Origin of the sequence: Desulfogranum mediterraneum DSM 13871, assembly GCF_000429965.1 — a bacterium.
In the GTDB taxonomy this organism is placed as follows: domain Bacteria; phylum Desulfobacterota; class Desulfobulbia; order Desulfobulbales; family Desulfobulbaceae; genus Desulfogranum; species Desulfogranum mediterraneum.
In genome coordinates this window covers 301,761-316,915 of sequence record NZ_KE387004.1, presented here as the reverse complement: position 1 = coordinate 316,915, position 15,155 = coordinate 301,761, and the positions used below count along the sequence as shown (strand labels likewise).

Below are 15,155 nucleotides of genomic sequence, written 5' to 3'. Positions count from 1 at the left end.
TGAACCGGGTGGTCATGGTGTTCTCCTGTGGGGAGAGAGTCTTCGTGCTCCTTTTTTTTCGCCACTATACCAAAATGTGGTATCCTGATCCCAGTGATGGTGGCCGTGTTCCAGGTGCAGGCTTCTCTGCTCCAGGGCGTTTATCCTCGAGAAGCTCACGGCAGCGGACCCTGATGCAATCCTTGATGATGGAGGGGGAGTTGAATATCCGGCAAGGTATCATAGGCCTCAGTCTGCTCTGGCTGGTGGTCATCGCGGCCTCTTTTTGGGGGAATTATAGTGGAACGATCAGGGAACAGCGCAACCTGGCTCTGTTCACGGCCAGGAGCTTTTTTCAGCAGGTGGTCATCAGCCGTCAGTGGAATGCCCGCCATGGCGGCGTCTATGTACCGGTGACCCCCAGCACCCGGCCCAACCCCTATTTGACCGCTCCTGATCGTGATCTGGTCATCGGGGAAGACACCGTCCTGACCAAGATCAATCCCGCTTTCATGACCCGGCAGATCGCCGAGATCGCCCAGGAGGGGCAGGGGGTCCAGTTTCATATCACCAGTCTGAATCCCCTCAGGCCGGAGAATAAGGCCACTCCCCTGGAGGCCTCCTACCTGGAGCAATTTGAGGATGGCCTCCGGGAGGGCGGTGAGATGATGAGCCGGGGCGGTCGGAGCGACTTCTTCTATATGGCCCCGCTGTTCACCGAACAGGCCTGTCTTCCCTGTCACGCCGGGCAGGGCTACCGCCTCGGGGATGTCCGCGGCGGCATCAGCATCACCCTTCCCTTTCAGGCTGAAACGTCTGTCACCATGATGATCGTCACCCACCTGGGCATGGGGTTGTTGGGCCTGGTCGGCCTTGGCCTGGTGGGGAGGAAACTCAGTGCCTCCTATCAGACGATCCGACAGCAGGCCATCATGGATGCCCTCACCGGCATCCCCAACCGTCGTAGTTTTTCAGAGCGTATCCTCATGGCCTTTGATCGTTGCTGCCGGGAAAATGAGCCTCTCTCCCTGATCATGTGCGATATCGATAACTTCAAACGCTACAACGATACCTATGGCCATGGCGCCGGTGATCTCTGTATTCAACAGGTTGCCCAGAGCCTGCAGGCGGCCCTGAAGCGATCAGGGGATTTCTGTGCCCGTTACGGGGGTGAAGAGTTTGTGGTGGTGTTGGTGGATACCGAACAAGCTGGAGCCATGACCGTGGCCGAGCGGATCCGCTCCTCGATCGAGCAGCTGCAGATCCCCCATGAGGGCGTAGCTGTTGGCAAGGTGGTGACCATCAGCCTGGGGCTGGCCACCCACAGGGACAGTTCAGCCAGGTCCCATGAAGAGCTGATCCGCCAGGCCGACCAGGCCCTCTACCGGGCCAAGGCCCTGGGGCGTAACCAGGTGCAGCCGTACCAGCGGCCCGCTATCTGAGCCAGCTCTGCAGGGTTCCCCGGGCAGAAGCTGCCTCCAGAGCGGCCAGGGTCTGGGGATCGTCAAACAGCTTCTTGCAGAGCTCACACTTGCGATGGGTGACGATCTCACGGGCCCTGTAGCCGGCAAAGGAGGCGATGGTGGAGATCCCCTGGTTGCGGATGCAGTGGAACAGGGGAGAGGACTCGCTGCGCGCAAAGAGCTCCGCCGCGGTGGAGTCCCTGAGACTCCCCAGGCGGAAGACCTTGGTGGTGGTAAAGTGACTGCCGGCATCACAGCAGGCATACATGGTCAGGTCCGGGGCCAGGTAGGGATTCATGGGGCAGCGGTTTTCCTGATAATCGGTGAACAGGGGAGTGCGCTCCAGGCCATCGGCCCGGCCGGCGTAGATGAGTGGTTCCGGGAAAAATCTCAGATCATGGTCCCGCAGGTACGCCTCATAGGGATCATCCTCAGCACTGAAATCCGTGACAAAAGAGACAAAGTAGTCCACCCCTGCCCCCTGGCAGGCCCGGGCGGCATGGAGGACCTGCTCCCGGGGGACCTGTTGCTGGTGCCACCTGCTGTAGCTGAGCCGCAGCTGAGAGAGACCGGCCCGGCGGAGTCGGGCCAGCCGGGCCTCGGCCTGGTCCCGGTCCCTGGCCCAGAGGCTGTTGGTGACCACCCGGCTGTAGATGCCTCCCTTGCTGCAGCACTCGAGCAGCTCCAAGAGGTCATCGAAGAAGACAAAGGGCTCGCCGGCCGTGAAGCTGATGCCCCTGACTCCGGCCTCAGCCAGCTGGTTGATGATCTCCCTGGCCGTGGCCAGCTCCATCTTGGTGCTCTCAGGAGGTTCTCCGGCGGCCACGCAGTGACTGCAGCGGATGTTGCAACGGCTTGAGTAGCCAAAGGCGATTGTTCTCATGGTCTGTCTTGTCGGCTCTTGTTCTTGGGTTTCACGCCCCGGGTGGGGGGAGCCTTCAGCGGCTCGTCGGGCCAGTAATGTTTGGGATAGCGGCCCTTGAGCTCCTTCTTGACCTCCTGGTAGCTGCCGGTCCAGAACCCTGCCAGATCCGAGGTGATCTGGATGGGGCGGCGCGCCGGAGAGAGCAGGTGGATCAACAGCGGCAGCCGGCCTCCGCAGATGGTGGGGCTGCTCAGCTGGCCGAACATCTCCTGGAGGCGTACCGCCAGCACCGGCGAGTCGCCCTGGAGATAGTCAATCCTGATCCTGGAGCCGCTGGGTACGGTGATGCTCAGGGGTGCCAGCCTCTCCAGTCGCTGTTGCCGTTCCCAGCCCAGGATGGTGTTGAAGATGGTTTGTAAGGGGAGCTGCCTGAGCTGCTGCAGGCGGCTGATCCCGCCCAGGTAAGGGCTGAGCCATGCCAGGTCGGCCAACAGGGCCTGGTCGGAGAGATCCGGCCAACCCTGCTCGGGCAGCTGGCGGCGGAGTAGCTCCACCCGGGCCTGGAACTGGCGCAGCTCTTTGCTCCAGGGCAGGCAGGTAAGGTCCCGCAGGCGGATACCCTCCAGCATGGCATGGCAGATTTCATCCGCGCTCACCTCCGTGGCCGGGCATTGTTCGAGGACCAGGGCCCCCAGCTTGAGGGTCTGACTGGCCACCACCCGCTCCGCAGCCGCATCCCAGCAGACCTGCCGGGAGCTGCTGAGCAGTTCAGGGTGGTTTGCTATCAGTTCAGCCCGTTCCAGAGGGGCGGCCAGGAAGATCCGGCCCTCGCCGTGGTGGCCTCTGCGGCCGCCATCCAGGTGGGGGGCCACCAGATAGTCGCTGCCTGCCAGGGGATCGCCCGGGAGGAGCGCGGCTCCGCGGCCTGAGGCCAGCAGGTAACGCTCCCGCTGTTTGGGGCGACGTCCGCAGACCCGGTCGGGAAAGGCATAGACCAGCAGGCGGCCGATGGCATCCTGGTCTTCCGCTTCCTGCTCTCCCCTGATGAGCTGTTGCCACTGGCGGGAGCTTCGGTCCACCCGCCGGCAAGCGCCGGGATCGCCGCCCCGGCGGCTGACGGCCTGAGCCCCCTCGCTGCGAAAGCGCCTGAGCAGGCGGAGCCGTTGCTGGAGGTCGGCGCCGGCGTGGCGGCTCTCAGCCCGGAGAATGTCGCGTTCGCTCAGCAGTCCGGCCAGGTCGCAGGCCAGGGGCAGCTGCCTGATGGCCCTGGCCTTGAGCAGCATGTAGCCCAGGCGGGGATGCAGGGGTAGAGCGGCCAGTTTTTTGCCCATGGCCGTGATCCTGCCCTGATCGTTGACCGCCCCCAGGCTGTGGAGCAGCTCTCTGGCCTTTTGATAGGCCCCGGAGCGGGGCGGATCCAGCCAGGAGAGTTCCCCGGGATCGCTGATGCCCCAGAGGGCCAGCTCCAGCGCCAATCCGGCCAGGTCGGCGCTGATGATCTCTGCCGGGTGAAAGGGGGGCAGGCTGTGCTGCTCTTCCCTGCTCCAGAGGCGCAGACAAGAGCCGGGACCCAGGCGTCCGGCCCGGCCTGCCCGCTGCCTGGCCACGGCCCGGGATCCCCGGACGGTGACCAGCCTGGTCAGGCCGGTTGCCGGTTCAAAGCGGGGCCGCCTGGACCAGCCGCTGTCCACCACCGTGGTGACTCCTTCGATGGTGAGGCTGGTCTCGGCAATGGAGGTGGCCAGGATGACCCTCCGTCGCCCCTCAGGATCGGGGAGGATGGCCCGGTCCTGTTCCTTTTGGGAGAGGTCGCCGAACAGGGGGGCCAGGATAAGATCGTCACAGGCCGGGTCCTGGCGAAGCTGTTCCAGGGTGGCCCTGATCTCACCGCTGCCGGGCAGAAAGGCCAGGATGTCGCCCTGCTGTTCCTCCACCATTCGGCGTATCCCCCTGGCAGTGACCTCGTTGATGCGTCCCCTGGGGCTGGCCTGGAGATAGTCCACCCGGACCGGGTGGCTCCTGCCCTCGGCACTGATCACCGGTACCCCACCCAGGAGGCGCGCCGTGGGGGCGGTGTCCAGGGTGGCGGACATCACCAGCAGACGGAGGTCGTCGCGGAGCTGGCCCAGGTCCAGGCAGAGGGCCAGGGCCAGGTCTGCGTGGAGGGAGCGTTCATGGAACTCATCAAAGATGATCAGGCCCACCCCGCTCAGTTCCGGATCCTGCTGGATCCGACGGGTGAGGATGCCCTCGGTGATCACCTCGATCCGGGTGGCTGCGGAGATCCTCCGCTCGAAGCGGATCTGGTAGCCCACTCTCTGGCCGATCTCTTCCCCCAGGAGTGAGGCCATCCGGGCTGCTGCCGCCCTGGTGGCCAGGCGTCGCGGCTCCAGGATAAGGATTTTCTTCTCGCCAAGCCAGCTTTCCTCCAAGAGGCAGAGCGGTACCAGGGTGGTCTTGCCGGAGCCGGGAGGGGCCGCCAACACGGCTGAGCCTTGGGCCAGGGCCGCCTTCAGTTGAGGGATGCTCTCTTGGATGGGAAGTTGGGGCAGATGCATGGTGGAGGTCCAGGCCGGGCAGCGTCAAACGGGGAAACGGAGAAATGAAAAGATGGAGCATGGTAGTCAGTTTCAGTCCCGGGGGCAAGTCCTTTATCAGCTATCAACTCCAGGCCCCCTATCCGCCCGTGACCGTTGAGCCGGCCGGGAGGGTGGTTATTTGTTCGGGTTCATAGTAGCATGGATGCAGCAGCCTGCCGGCAAGGGCAAGGGCAAGGGAGGCGGGCCAGGGGGAAGCTCCTGCCTCTGCCACTCTGCCGTTTACCAGACCAGGTCCCCTCTGGGTGAAGAGTCTTGAACAGGGAAGCGCCATGGCTACCACAGCGAACAATACCATCCTGATCGTCGAGGACGACCTGAACACCGCCAAGCTGGTCCAGACCTACCTGGAGCGGGAAGGGTTTCAGACCCTGATCGCCCATGACGGGCGGACCGGCCTGGCCTTGGCCCGCGAGAGGCAACCCTGCTTTCTGATCCTCGACATCATGCTCCCTGGGCTGGATGGATGGGAGCTCTGTCGACAGATCCGCAGGTATTCCGAGGTGCCGATCCTGATGCTGACCGCCCGGGAAGAGGAGATCGACCGGGTCATGGGCCTCTCCATCGGGGCCGATGACTATGTGGTCAAGCCCTTCAGCCCGCGGGAGCTGGTGGAGCGGGTCAAGGCGATACTTCGTCGGGTCGGTCCCCGGGAAGCCGCCCCGGCAGAGGAGCTGCGCCACGGTGCGCTCATCTTCAATCACCACAAGCACCGGGTCACCCTGGCCGGCAAGCTGGTCGAGCTGACGGTCAGCGAATATAAGCTCCTCCATACCCTGATGGCTGCACCGGGCCGGGTCTTCTCCAGGGAAGAGCTCCTGGCCACCTTCCATGACGATGGCGAGAGCGTGATCGAGCGGGTGATCGATGTCCATATCGGTAAGCTGCGCCAGAAGATCGAGGCCGACCCGGCCAGGCCGGAGCTGATCCTCACGGTTCGAGGTTTCGGCTACTGCTTCACCGAGGAACCGCCCAGGTGAGGATGATGAAAAACCGGCTGCTCTGGAAACTGCTGTTGACCAACATCGTGCCGGTGATCGTGGTGATTATCGGTATCATCTGGCTGGCCATCGACAAGCTGGCCGCCGTCTACTTCATGCACCTGATGGACAACTATGCGATCTCGCCCCATGAGATCCATTCGATGTTTCTGAGCTCCATCCATCACTACCTGCTCTGGGCCAGCCTGGTGGCCCTGATCGTTGCCGCCCTGCTCAGCTATCTCCTCACCAGGCGGGTCCTGCGGCCCCTCTCCCAGATGTCCCGAATCACCGTCAACTTCGCAGCCGGTGATTTCTCCTCCCGGGTGAGGGTGAGTACCGCCGATGAGGTGGGGGAACTGGGCCACTCCTTTAACCGGATGGCCGACAGCCTGGAACAGCTGGACCAGCTGCGCAAGAACATGGTGGCCGATGTGGCCCATGAACTGCGCACCCCGCTGACCAACCTCTGCGGCTACCTGGAGGCCATCAACGACCAGGTCCTGCCGCCATCTGCCGAGACCATGGCCATGCTCCACCAGGAGAGCCTCCAGTTGATGCAGCTGGTGGATGACCTCCAACAGCTGGCCCGGGCCGATGCGGCCCGGGCCATGCTCAGGCGTACCCGGGTGCTGCCCGCTGAAGAACTCGGAGAGATGCTCAAGCTCTATCAGCATAAGTTCCGTGACAAGGATATCAGGGTGGTCAGCTGCCTCAGCTCCACCACCCCCCTGTTGATTGACCGGGACAAGCTGCTCCAGGCCATGCGCAACCTCTTTGAAAATTGCTGGAAGTATACCCCGGCGGGCGGAGAGATCCGCCTGGAGGTCGTTGACCGGGAGGATCAGGTCAGGGTCTCCTTCACCAACTCCGGTCCCGGCATCCCCAGGGAAGATCTGCCCTTTATCTTTGAACGTTTCTTCCGCACCGACCGCTCCAGATCCCGTGACGGAGGCTTTGGCCTCGGCCTGGCCATCAGCAAACGCCTGATCGAGGCCCAGGGCGGCCGGGTCGGCGCCGACAGCGATGGACAGCAGACCACGGTCTGGTTCAGCCTGCCCGTGGACTGAGTTTCAGGACGATTTACCCTCCTGGTGTTGGCGAACCTGGAGCAGGGGCTTGGGGAACGGTTGCGGTTTATCCTGATTCAGGGGAGGCCGTTTGAGCGGGGAGTTTAATCCTGCCTTTTCACCTGCGAAAAGTCGGTGTTAAGGCTGTTTAGGGCCCTGGCAGGGCTCCTCTTTCCTGTATGTTGCTATGAATTCCAATGCTTGCCCAGGTCTGGCCGTGCTGTACCCCGGCGTGCCTGCTGAGATCGGCGTGTTTACCCCTGTTCCCCTGAAGTTTCTGCCAGGAGGGGAGTTGGAAAACGGAGTCCTCTGCCTCCTGTTCCAGTTGAAAAAAGAGGGGCGCAGGCAGGGTGAGGGTCAGGGTGTCGTCCCGGAAACGTTTTCGCATAACCTCTCGGCCGTCTATCCCCAGCATCCCCAGCACCGCTCTCGGTGCAATCGATTCAGCTTCGGCATAGGCAAAGGCGCTGATGCTGTTGCAGTCTGCCCCCTGGGGTACCCGGACAGGGTCTGTTCCCTCCATGACCGATCCGGCAAGGGTCACAAGACCTGCAAGCTCCAGCGGATTGAGCGGAAAGATGACCGCGCGGAGATTATCGTCAGCATTGGTCTGGCTGAGGGGTTTAAATAGAACATACCTGTATGAAATGGTGTAGTGGGGCAAACCATGCAGAATCCATTCTCTGGCCAAGGCCGCAGAGGCTTGCCTGCGCTCACCATGGAGTAACATGGAGTGCCAGGTCTTGGGTGCGGCCTCTATTCTGGCCTGGTAGGCTGCCTGATCCCGGGCGGATTTGAGGCCCTTGCTGAACAGGGCGGCATGACGGTCCAAGAGCTCCTCTGAGGAATCGAGTTCCATCCCAAATCCCAGGGCAGCACGACCTCCGCTGCAAACGATACTCTCGCGGCTGCCGCCGGTAACTCGGCCCCGGGTACTGGCTTCGGCAAAGAGGTAGAGGATGCAACCGAATCTGCCCTGTTTGAACTGAAAGGCATCGGCGGGCATGGTATCGCTCCAGACCACCGCCACCGGTTCGAACTCCGGCTCAAGGTTGTTTGCAATCAGGCTCTTCATGGATCCTCCTGCTGAGTTGTGTGCTCGTGTCCTGAGCTATCATTGGCACAACAGTAGCTTTCTGCTAGCTTATCTTCTTGAAATTACATGGTTAGCTAGCTTGGGGGTCGGTTTGCTTGCTCCGGTTTAATTGCTCTGGTTTGGTCGATGATGTCTCTTTATTGTACTCCATGAGCTCTACCGGGGCATTGTTGACTTCTATGAACGCGACAAGCAGACCTTCACTTGGTGCGTTTGGTTCAATGATGACCTTTTTTCCTTTGAGTTCTGCCATGAGATCGTCTACTTCAAAAGCAGCATGTGGAACTGTCTGTACCAACTCAGGGTATGGTGCATCAGGCCAAAATCTCATCCATTGTATTCCATACGGATTGTTTGCGTGATCTGATACTGTCATTTTAAGGTGCGGAATATCAATCTCGCCTTCAAATTTTTCAGCTGTTGGGATGCCCAGATGATTGAATTTCATGTTGTTTTTTTTCGGAATTATTATTTCCCAGTATCACTGGTGAACATAAGGGTGCCTTGAAAAATGAGATTTTTCAAGGTGGCCATAACTCAATAGCATCCAGAAACCGGATGTCATTCCTTCCCTGCCTTGGCTGCCCATCCGGGCATGGTGGCCATTTTTTTTCTTTTTTCTCTCTAATTCTCTCTAATAAAGGATCACCCTCAGTCACCATCTTTCCACTCCGGCAGAGCCGGTTCTCCAGGAGGGAAGAAAAGCTGTGCTTGTCCCGGAGCCCTTGCAGGGTCAGGTCTTGTGGTAATGGGGAGGAGCCGTCGAACTGCTCCATGGTGGTGGCTGTTGACACTTGTGTAGTAAGTTCAAGAGGTTGTACTGTAGCTCTCTTGCCTCCATTAGGCAAATGGTTTCCAGGATCCCGGGCGAGTGAAGATCCTTTGCCCGGAGGGGGCAGCTGTTTCCAGGGACAGGGGCGAACTGGAGCCTTCTCGATCTTTACCTGATCTTTACACCCTCTTTATGCCACCTTCATGGGCATGCATTAGAGTAGAGCTAGCCTGAGAAGGTGAACTGTTATCCGGAAGAGCAGCGGGGGCGTTGATGATGAAACAGCTGCAGAGTATGGCCATCGGCCTTATCTTATTTATGGTATCTCGGAACTCGGCATGGCGGTCGCCAGTTCTTGCCGAGTCCCTGCAGACCAGGAGCCTTGTGGGTGCCTGATACGATCCAGGAAAGGCTGCCCTGGAGGGGCAGCGCGGAATCGTTTGGCTGAAGAATGGTCGGCAGGGGAAGCTGGGGGTGAGCCGGGTGAGCTGTGATCAGGACCTGATCAGCAGGCGGGCTTTCCCTCCGGCAGAAGAGAAACCACTGTGAAAGGAGGAACATATGAAAACTCTGACCTTGTTATCCCTGATCGGAATCTTGGCCATATCTGCGGCAGCCATGGTGCTTGCCCGTGGCCAGGCCGGTTCAACGGTAGAACAGACAATGGAGAAGCCTATGTCCACTGAACAGAGGGAACATCAACGGGCCATGTTTGCCGGCGGCTGTTTCTGGTGCATGGAAAAACCCTTTGAACAGCTGAAAGGGGTCATCTCGGTAGAATCCGGCTATGCCGGCGGGACCACGGAGAACCCAAGCTATAATGACTACTCCAAGCATGGCCATATCGAGGTCATCCAGGTGGTCTACGATCCCGAGCAGGTCGGCTACCGACAGTTGCTGGATATCTTCTGGCAACAGATAAACCCCACCGATGACGGCGGCCAGTTTGTCGACCGTGGCCATGCCTACACCAGCGGCATCTTCTACTATGACGATGAGCAGCGGCAACTGGCCATGGCTTCGAAGGTGGAGCTGGCAGAGAGCGGCCTGTTTGACCGGCCCATCGTCACCCCCATCGAACCGGCGGCCACCTTTTATCGAGCCGAAGAGTATCATCAGGATTACTATAAGAAAAATCCCATCCGCTATGGCTTCTACCGGGCCAACTCGGGACGGGATACCTTCCTGAAAAAGATCTGGGGTGATGATGGAAAGCCGCCAAGATCTCCCAAGCAGTCCATGAACCGGGAGAATCTCAAAGAGCGGCTGACACCGCTGCAGTACAAGGTCACCCAGGAGGACGGCACCGAGCCTGCCTTTAACAACCGATACTGGAATAACAAGAAGGCCGGCATCTATGTGGACATCGTCTCCGGAGAACCGCTGTTCAGTTCCGGGGATAAGTTCGAGTCCGGTACGGGTTGGCCGAGTTTCAGCAAACCCCTGGTACGGGAGAACATTGTCGAGAAAAAGGATCGGAGTTTTTTCATGGTCCGCACCGAAGTCCGCAGTCGGGGGGCGGATTCCCATCTGGGCCATGTCTTTGAGGACGGCCCGGCTCCCACCGGCCTGCGCTACTGCATCAACTCCGCTGCCCTGCGCTTTGTGCCGGTGGCCGAGTTGGAAGGGGAAGGCCTGGCCGAATACCTCTCCCTGTTTCAATAGGGGGCCCCTGTATCGTCTCCACCTCTGCGCTTCTTCCTCTCCCGGGAAGAAGCCCTTTGCCTTGGGGCCCGGCCCATGGGAGGGTGTTTAGCGGACCATGTACTTGAGGTCAGAGGTGGAGGTGGGGTAGGCCCACATGAAGTCGGCCAGTTCGTTGGCCGTGATCTGGTACTTCATGGCCAGGGCCAGGGTATTGATCACCTCGGTGGCATTGTGCCGGACCAGGTGGGCCCCGAGGAGGCGATCGGTTTCGGGGTCGATCAGGATCTTATAGAAGCCCTCTGCCTCACCGATGCGCAGGGATGAGGGCCAGCGGCTGGTGGAGCCCTGTCGGCTACGGAACTCCAGACCCTGTTCTCTGGCCTGTTGTTCCGTCAAACCCACCGATCCCATGGGCGGGATGGTGAAGACCACGCTGGGCACCACCGCGTAATCGATGCTCTGCTGCCGTTCTCCAAGAATGTTGGCCACCACGACCTGGCCCTCCCTGTCTGCCACCGGTGCCAGCATGGAGCCTGTGGCCGCGCAGTCGCCGATGGCATAGACCCTGGGGTTGGAGACGCTCTGCAGATAGGGGGTGACCAGAATTCCCCGCCTGTCCGCATCCACCTTGCCCTCTCCTCCAGCCAGCACCTCCAGGTTGGGCACTCGGCCGCTGGCCTCGATGATGCAGTCCGCCTCCCAGCTTTGCCCGCCTTTCCCATGGACCAGGTAGCCGCTATCAATCATCTCCACCGCGGTCGGCTCCTGGTTGAGGAGCACCCGGATGCCCAGGGCGCGGCTGGCCGTCAGGAGAACCTGGACACAGTCCTGATCAAAGGATTTGAGGGGCAGGGCGGAACGGTGGAGGATGGTGACCTCCTCGGCCCCTGCCCGAATGGCCACGTGGGCGAATTCAAAGGAGATATAACCGCCGCCGATAAAGAGGATCCGTTTGGGGAGCTGTGCCAGGTTGAGGAAGGCTTCACTGTCCTGGAGGTAGTCGGCCCCCGGGATGGTGCTCCGCCTGGGGATGGCCCCGGTGGCCAGGACAATGTTGTCGGCCGTGAGCACGGTGTTGTTGACGGTGAGCCGGTCCGTTCCGCTCATCACCGCCCTGCCCTGGAAGGTGGTGACCCCCTTTTTCTGCCACTGACGGAGCTCTGCCTCGGGGCGTCCCTCCAGAAAACGGTTTTTCAGGATCTGGAGTGCCTGCCAGTCGGTCTGGGGTGGAATGGTGAGGCCTTGCCCCTCCAGTTGGCTGGCCAGTGCCACGGCCTCCACATTGCTCACCAGGTACTTCTTGGGCTGACAACCGCGCAGGGCGCAGGTCCCGCCAAAGGGACGTTCATCGATCAGGGCCACCTGTTGACCGTGCCGGAGCAGACCGTCAACGGCAAAGTAGGCGGAGGTGCCGGAACCGACCACAACGGTATCAAAGTTCTGTTTTTTCATGGGCTTCTGGGGTTGAGGTTGGCTGATTGGAGTGAACACGCCTCTTGCTGGCTTTTAAGAGCTCTTGAGCGGAAAGGTGCTGCGAGCGCGAGCCGGCAAAGGGGGGATCCAGCCGCTGAAATCGGTGGAGACGGTGCCCTGCCTAGTTCCCCAGGTCGGACCAGACCGCAAACTCATTGCCGTTGGGATCGGCGAAGTGAAAGCGGCGGCCACCGGGGAAGCTGAAGGTCGGTTTGATGATGGTGCCGCCGCTAGCCAGGATCTTTTCCAGGGTCTGCTCCAGCTGGCTGCTGTAGAAGACCACCAGGGCACTGCCCTTTGCCGTGGACATTACCTCCGTGGAGAGGAAGAAGCCGCCCTCCATGGTGGCGCTGGAGAAGGCGGTGTACTCCGGGCCGTAGTCGATAAAGCTCCAGGTAAAGACCCTGCTGAAAAAGTCTTTGCTTGCGGCCAGGTCCCTGGCCGGGAACTCCAGGTAGTTGATGGTTTCATGGTCTGCCATGGGAATGCCTCCGGGGCTGGGGTTTTCGGGGATACCTGACCAGGGACGGGTCAGAGGAAGTGGAGAGAGCCAAAGGCATCGGGACGATGGAAATCGGGCCTGGGACCATTAATTGGGGCCCAGGTCAACCAGTGGGGCAGACTGGTCTTGTCGCCGCACTTGTAGAAGTTGCCCCGCCAGTGTACCCCAGGGGCGGGACGCACCACGGGACAGTATGGACTCAGCAGCTCCAGGGGCAGCCGGTAGGCCAGGGTCCAACTCAGGGGAGCGGTGATCTCCGGCATCACCCGAGGGGGCAGGGAGTGGACCGTCGTGATCCGCTCACACAGCTCCAGGGGGATGATGGTCCGCTCACTGCGGGGGCGGGCCTGAAAGTGGAACAGCATGGTCCCGCCGCAGTTCATCTCCAGGTTGAAGTAGCCCAGGGAGCAGTTCGGACCCGGGGTGAAGAAAAATTCCACACAGCTGTCTTCCCAGACCGGATCCTGATGCTTTCTGGCCCTTGCCCTGACCGATTGGTCCTGAACTCGAAAGAGCAGGTAGAGGGCTCGCTGGCTGTAGCCGATCTTCAGGGCCACCTCGGGGCAGGGCTGTGGTCTGCTGCCCATGTGGTGGGCCAGCACCTGGGCAGGGAGATCCCGCCAGGGAGCGTGTTCCCACTGATCGTGGAGGGCGAGTGGGCTGGTCAGCTGGTGTACCTGGGCGTGCATGGCTGTATTCAAGACACCCATTGGTGGTTATACCTTGTCCAGGACCTTGAGACTGAGCTTGGTGACGATGGCGCTGACCTGTTTACGGAAGGCCTCCATATGGGGTGCGGCCAGGTGGGTCCGGAGGTGCTCAAGGCTCTGCCAGCGTTCGATCACCGTGACCACCCGGGGGTTGAGCTCCTGGGCAGCTAGACCGGTATCCAGGTCAACGGTGGGCTGGTATTCCAGACAGCCCTCTTCGCTGCGGACTTCCGGGATGAGCCGCTTGAACAGCTGGGAAAAATCGTCCAATCGCTCGGCCCGGACCTCGATGGATGCGATCACGTGGATCATAACAGCAGCTCCTGGGGATAGTGCTCCGCTCTGACGAAGACAAACAGTGGGGCTGGAACTTGGTAAGGATTGTTCTATCCTATACCCTTGGCCGGATAAAGGCTACCTAAAGAAGGTACTTAAAGAAGGTACCTGAAGGAACAGCCCGGAAGCGGGAAAGAGTTGACGATTGCCGGGCTAAGCAGGTATGCTTGGGTATCAATCTATTCTCTCAGGGAGTTTTTTTATGTTCAAACAGTCAATGGATCTTGTTCTCCCCGTTACTGATGACCAGGTGATGACGGGCAACAGCACTGATTGAGCAGGAGTCGTAGCATCATCCCGGAGCCTTGGCCCAGCCCAGGCCCCTCTTCTATCTGCACAGAGCTTCATTTCTGCTCTTGGTCGTCGAGTCGTCCCCTTTCTCAGTAACATCTCTTTCTTCGTTGTAACAACATCTTAATGCACCTGTTGCGCCGGTTTTGCTGGTGCTCCAGCCACCAGCCGAGAGGCTCGGTGCGGCGAGGTGCAGGACAATTTTTTTGAGGAAACAGATATGCAGAGCAACCACAAGAGCTCAGGTAACGCTTCACAAGTACCTTCCACCACTGGCCTGGAATCCCTGGGTTGGCAAGCTTTCTTTCAAGAGCAGCTGGCAGGGCCGGGGCAGGCCGATCAGCTTGAGCTGCCGGACCAGAACTCACTCGTTCCTGCCAGGGTGATCGGCGTTCACAGGCATTATTTTCAACTCAGCCAGGGGCAGCAGGAGTGGCTGGCCACGGCGGCCGGCGGGCTGCATCAACAGAGCGAGGCCCTTTATCCGGCAGTGGGTGACTGGGTCCTGGCCCAGGACGCTCTGATCTTCCGGGTTCTGAAAAGGAAGAGTTGTCTGCTCCGGGCAGCGGCCGGAGCCCATGGCCGCAAGGAGCCGGGGGCAGTAAAGGAACAGGTGATTGGTGCCAACCTGGATACGGTCTGGATCGTCTGTGGTCTTGACCGGGACTTCAATCTCCGCCGTCTCGAGCGCTACCTGACCATGGTCTATAACTGCGGCCTGTCTCCGGTTATTGTCCTGACCAAGGCAGACCTCCACCAGGAGCCGGAACAGTGTGTGGCCGAGGTGGAAGGACTTGCCTTTGGGGTGCCGGTGCATCTGCTTTCTGTGGAGGATGAATCGGGCCTGGCATCGTTGAGTGCCACCATTAGCCGGGGGGAGACCATTGCCCTGGTGGGCTCTTCCGGGGCAGGAAAGTCCACCCTGGTGAATCGGCTCTGCGGTGAAAGGCTCCAGGCAACCGGTAGTGTCAGTGATACGGTGGGTAAGGGGAAACATACCACCACTACCCGGGAGCTGATCATGCTTCCCTCGGGAGGGATGCTGATCGACAATCCCGGTATGCGCGAGATCGCCTTTGGTCAGGATCGGGGCGCTCTCTCTACGGCCTTTCCCGAGATTCAAGAGCTGGCAGTCTGCTGTCGTTTTCAGGACTGCAGCCATAGTCATGAACCCGGCTGCGAGCTCAGGGCAGCGATCAGCCGCGGCGAGCTCTCTCCCCAGCGGCTGGAGAGTTACCTCAAGATGCAGCGGGAGTTGCAGTATCTCTCCAGCAGGGAGCAGCGGGGGCCGGCCAGGGTAGAGCGGGAACTCTGGAAAGGGGTGTCCCAGAAGGCGAAGGCGATCAAGAAAAAAAGAAAGTATGAGTAAGCCCC

Annotated in this window: 14 protein-coding genes; 6 read left to right on the top strand and 8 right to left on the bottom strand. The window is 60.5% G+C overall.

The annotated features are described in order from the left end of the window. Positions 1-173 precede the first annotated feature (173 nt). On the top strand, positions 174-1,421 hold the full coding sequence (locus G494_RS24010) for a diguanylate cyclase (protein ID WP_161630009.1): 1,248 nt from the start codon (positions 174-176) through the stop codon (positions 1,419-1,421). Here G494_RS24010 and G494_RS0116260 read toward each other — a convergent pair. Next, positions 1,414-2,325, bottom strand: a complete 912-nt coding sequence (locus G494_RS0116260) for a radical SAM protein (protein WP_028585364.1) — start codon at positions 2,323-2,325, stop codon at positions 1,414-1,416. The genes G494_RS24010 and G494_RS0116260 overlap by 8 nt on opposite strands. Continuing rightward, positions 2,322-4,865 carry an ATP-dependent helicase HrpB gene (hrpB, locus tag G494_RS0116255; RefSeq protein ID WP_028585363.1) on the bottom strand — a complete coding sequence of 848 codons (2,544 nt, stop codon included), beginning with the start codon at positions 4,863-4,865 and terminating at the stop codon, positions 2,322-2,324. The genes G494_RS0116260 and hrpB overlap by 4 nt, the downstream gene beginning before the upstream one ends. 44 nt (positions 4,866-4,909) lie before the next feature. Between hrpB and G494_RS27950 the strand changes: the two genes are divergently transcribed. The 3 genes from G494_RS27950 to G494_RS0116240 all read left to right on the top strand — a co-directional run bounded on the left by G494_RS27950 (position 4,910) and on the right by G494_RS0116240 (position 6,954). Next, a complete protein-coding gene (locus G494_RS27950; protein WP_269746605.1) occupies positions 4,910-5,041 on the top strand; it encodes a hypothetical protein in 132 nt (43 codons plus the stop codon). A 135-nt stretch (positions 5,042-5,176) separates the two neighbouring features. Next, entirely contained in the window at positions 5,177-5,884 is a 708-nt protein-coding gene (locus tag G494_RS0116245; protein WP_028585361.1) for a response regulator transcription factor, read from the top strand. A 2-nt stretch (positions 5,885-5,886) separates the two neighbouring features. Further along, positions 5,887-6,954 (top strand): sensor histidine kinase, encoded by a 1,068-nt coding sequence (locus tag G494_RS0116240; RefSeq protein ID WP_035247009.1) that lies wholly within the window; start codon positions 5,887-5,889, stop codon positions 6,952-6,954. Positions 6,955-7,102: 148 nt separating this feature from the next. Here the strand turns inward: G494_RS0116240 and G494_RS24005 are convergent, their stop codons facing one another. Further along, positions 7,103-8,029: a DUF169 domain-containing protein gene (locus G494_RS24005; protein ID WP_084456986.1), complete on the bottom strand. Its 927-nt coding sequence runs from the start codon at positions 8,027-8,029 to the stop codon at positions 7,103-7,105. Between the two features lie 91 nt (positions 8,030-8,120). After that, positions 8,121-8,498 carry a VOC family protein gene (locus G494_RS24000; RefSeq protein WP_035247006.1) on the bottom strand — a complete coding sequence of 126 codons (378 nt, stop codon included), beginning with the start codon at positions 8,496-8,498 and terminating at the stop codon, positions 8,121-8,123. Positions 8,499-9,383: 885 nt separating this feature from the next. On the opposite strand from G494_RS24000, the gene msrB reads away from it, so the two are divergent. Next, positions 9,384-10,487, top strand: a complete 1,104-nt coding sequence (gene msrB / locus G494_RS0116215; RefSeq protein ID WP_028585358.1) for a peptide-methionine (R)-S-oxide reductase MsrB — start codon at positions 9,384-9,386, stop codon at positions 10,485-10,487. An 87-nt stretch (positions 10,488-10,574) separates the two neighbouring features. Here the strand turns inward: msrB and G494_RS0116210 are convergent, their stop codons facing one another. The 4 genes from G494_RS0116210 to G494_RS0116195 form a co-directional block, all read right to left on the bottom strand. Further along, positions 10,575-11,921 carry a dihydrolipoyl dehydrogenase family protein gene (locus G494_RS0116210; protein WP_028585357.1) on the bottom strand — a complete coding sequence of 449 codons (1,347 nt, stop codon included), beginning with the start codon at positions 11,919-11,921 and terminating at the stop codon, positions 10,575-10,577. Positions 11,922-12,063: 142 nt separating this feature from the next. Beyond that, the gene (locus G494_RS0116205) at positions 12,064-12,423 is read right to left on the bottom strand and encodes a VOC family protein (RefSeq protein WP_028585356.1); all 360 of its coding nucleotides are present in this window, start codon (positions 12,421-12,423) and stop codon (positions 12,064-12,066) included. Between the two features lie 50 nt (positions 12,424-12,473). After that, positions 12,474-13,133 carry a carbohydrate-binding family 9-like protein gene (locus tag G494_RS0116200; RefSeq protein WP_051305798.1) on the bottom strand — a complete coding sequence of 220 codons (660 nt, stop codon included), beginning with the start codon at positions 13,131-13,133 and terminating at the stop codon, positions 12,474-12,476. A 27-nt stretch (positions 13,134-13,160) separates the two neighbouring features. After that, a complete protein-coding gene (locus G494_RS0116195; protein ID WP_028585354.1) occupies positions 13,161-13,466 on the bottom strand; it encodes a putative quinol monooxygenase in 306 nt (101 codons plus the stop codon). Between the two features lie 535 nt (positions 13,467-14,001). Between G494_RS0116195 and rsgA the strand changes: the two genes are divergently transcribed. Further along, positions 14,002-15,150 (top strand): ribosome small subunit-dependent GTPase A, encoded by a 1,149-nt coding sequence (rsgA, locus tag G494_RS0116185; RefSeq protein WP_084456985.1) that lies wholly within the window; start codon positions 14,002-14,004, stop codon positions 15,148-15,150. The last annotated feature ends 5 nt before the right edge of the window (positions 15,151-15,155 follow it).

Bases quoted from the DNA above. Each gene is read 5' to 3' on its own strand.
- G494_RS0116195 (WP_028585354.1), bottom strand. From the start codon at position 13,466: ATGATCCACGTGATCGCATCCATCGAGGTCCGGGCCGAGCGATTGGAC.
- G494_RS0116260 (WP_028585364.1), bottom strand. From the start codon at position 2,325: ATGAGAACAATCGCCTTTGGCTACTCAAGCCGTTGCAACATCCGCTGC.
- rsgA (WP_084456985.1), top strand. From the start codon at position 14,002: ATGCAGAGCAACCACAAGAGCTCAGGTAACGCTTCACAAGTACCTTCC.
- G494_RS0116210 (WP_028585357.1), bottom strand. From the start codon at position 11,921: ATGAAAAAACAGAACTTTGATACCGTTGTGGTCGGTTCCGGCACCTCC.
- G494_RS0116200 (WP_051305798.1), bottom strand. From the start codon at position 13,133: ATGCACGCCCAGGTACACCAGCTGACCAGCCCACTCGCCCTCCACGAT.
- G494_RS0116240 (WP_035247009.1), top strand. From the start codon at position 5,887: ATGATGAAAAACCGGCTGCTCTGGAAACTGCTGTTGACCAACATCGTG.
- G494_RS27950 (WP_269746605.1), top strand. From the start codon at position 4,910: ATGAAAAGATGGAGCATGGTAGTCAGTTTCAGTCCCGGGGGCAAGTCC.
- G494_RS0116205 (WP_028585356.1), bottom strand. From the start codon at position 12,423: ATGGCAGACCATGAAACCATCAACTACCTGGAGTTCCCGGCCAGGGAC.
- msrB (WP_028585358.1), top strand. From the start codon at position 9,384: ATGAAAACTCTGACCTTGTTATCCCTGATCGGAATCTTGGCCATATCT.
- G494_RS24000 (WP_035247006.1), bottom strand. From the start codon at position 8,498: ATGAAATTCAATCATCTGGGCATCCCAACAGCTGAAAAATTTGAAGGC.
- G494_RS0116245 (WP_028585361.1), top strand. From the start codon at position 5,177: ATGGCTACCACAGCGAACAATACCATCCTGATCGTCGAGGACGACCTG.
- G494_RS24010 (WP_161630009.1), top strand. From the start codon at position 174: ATGCAATCCTTGATGATGGAGGGGGAGTTGAATATCCGGCAAGGTATC.
- G494_RS24005 (WP_084456986.1), bottom strand. From the start codon at position 8,029: ATGAAGAGCCTGATTGCAAACAACCTTGAGCCGGAGTTCGAACCGGTG.
- hrpB (WP_028585363.1), bottom strand. From the start codon at position 4,865: ATGCATCTGCCCCAACTTCCCATCCAAGAGAGCATCCCTCAACTGAAG.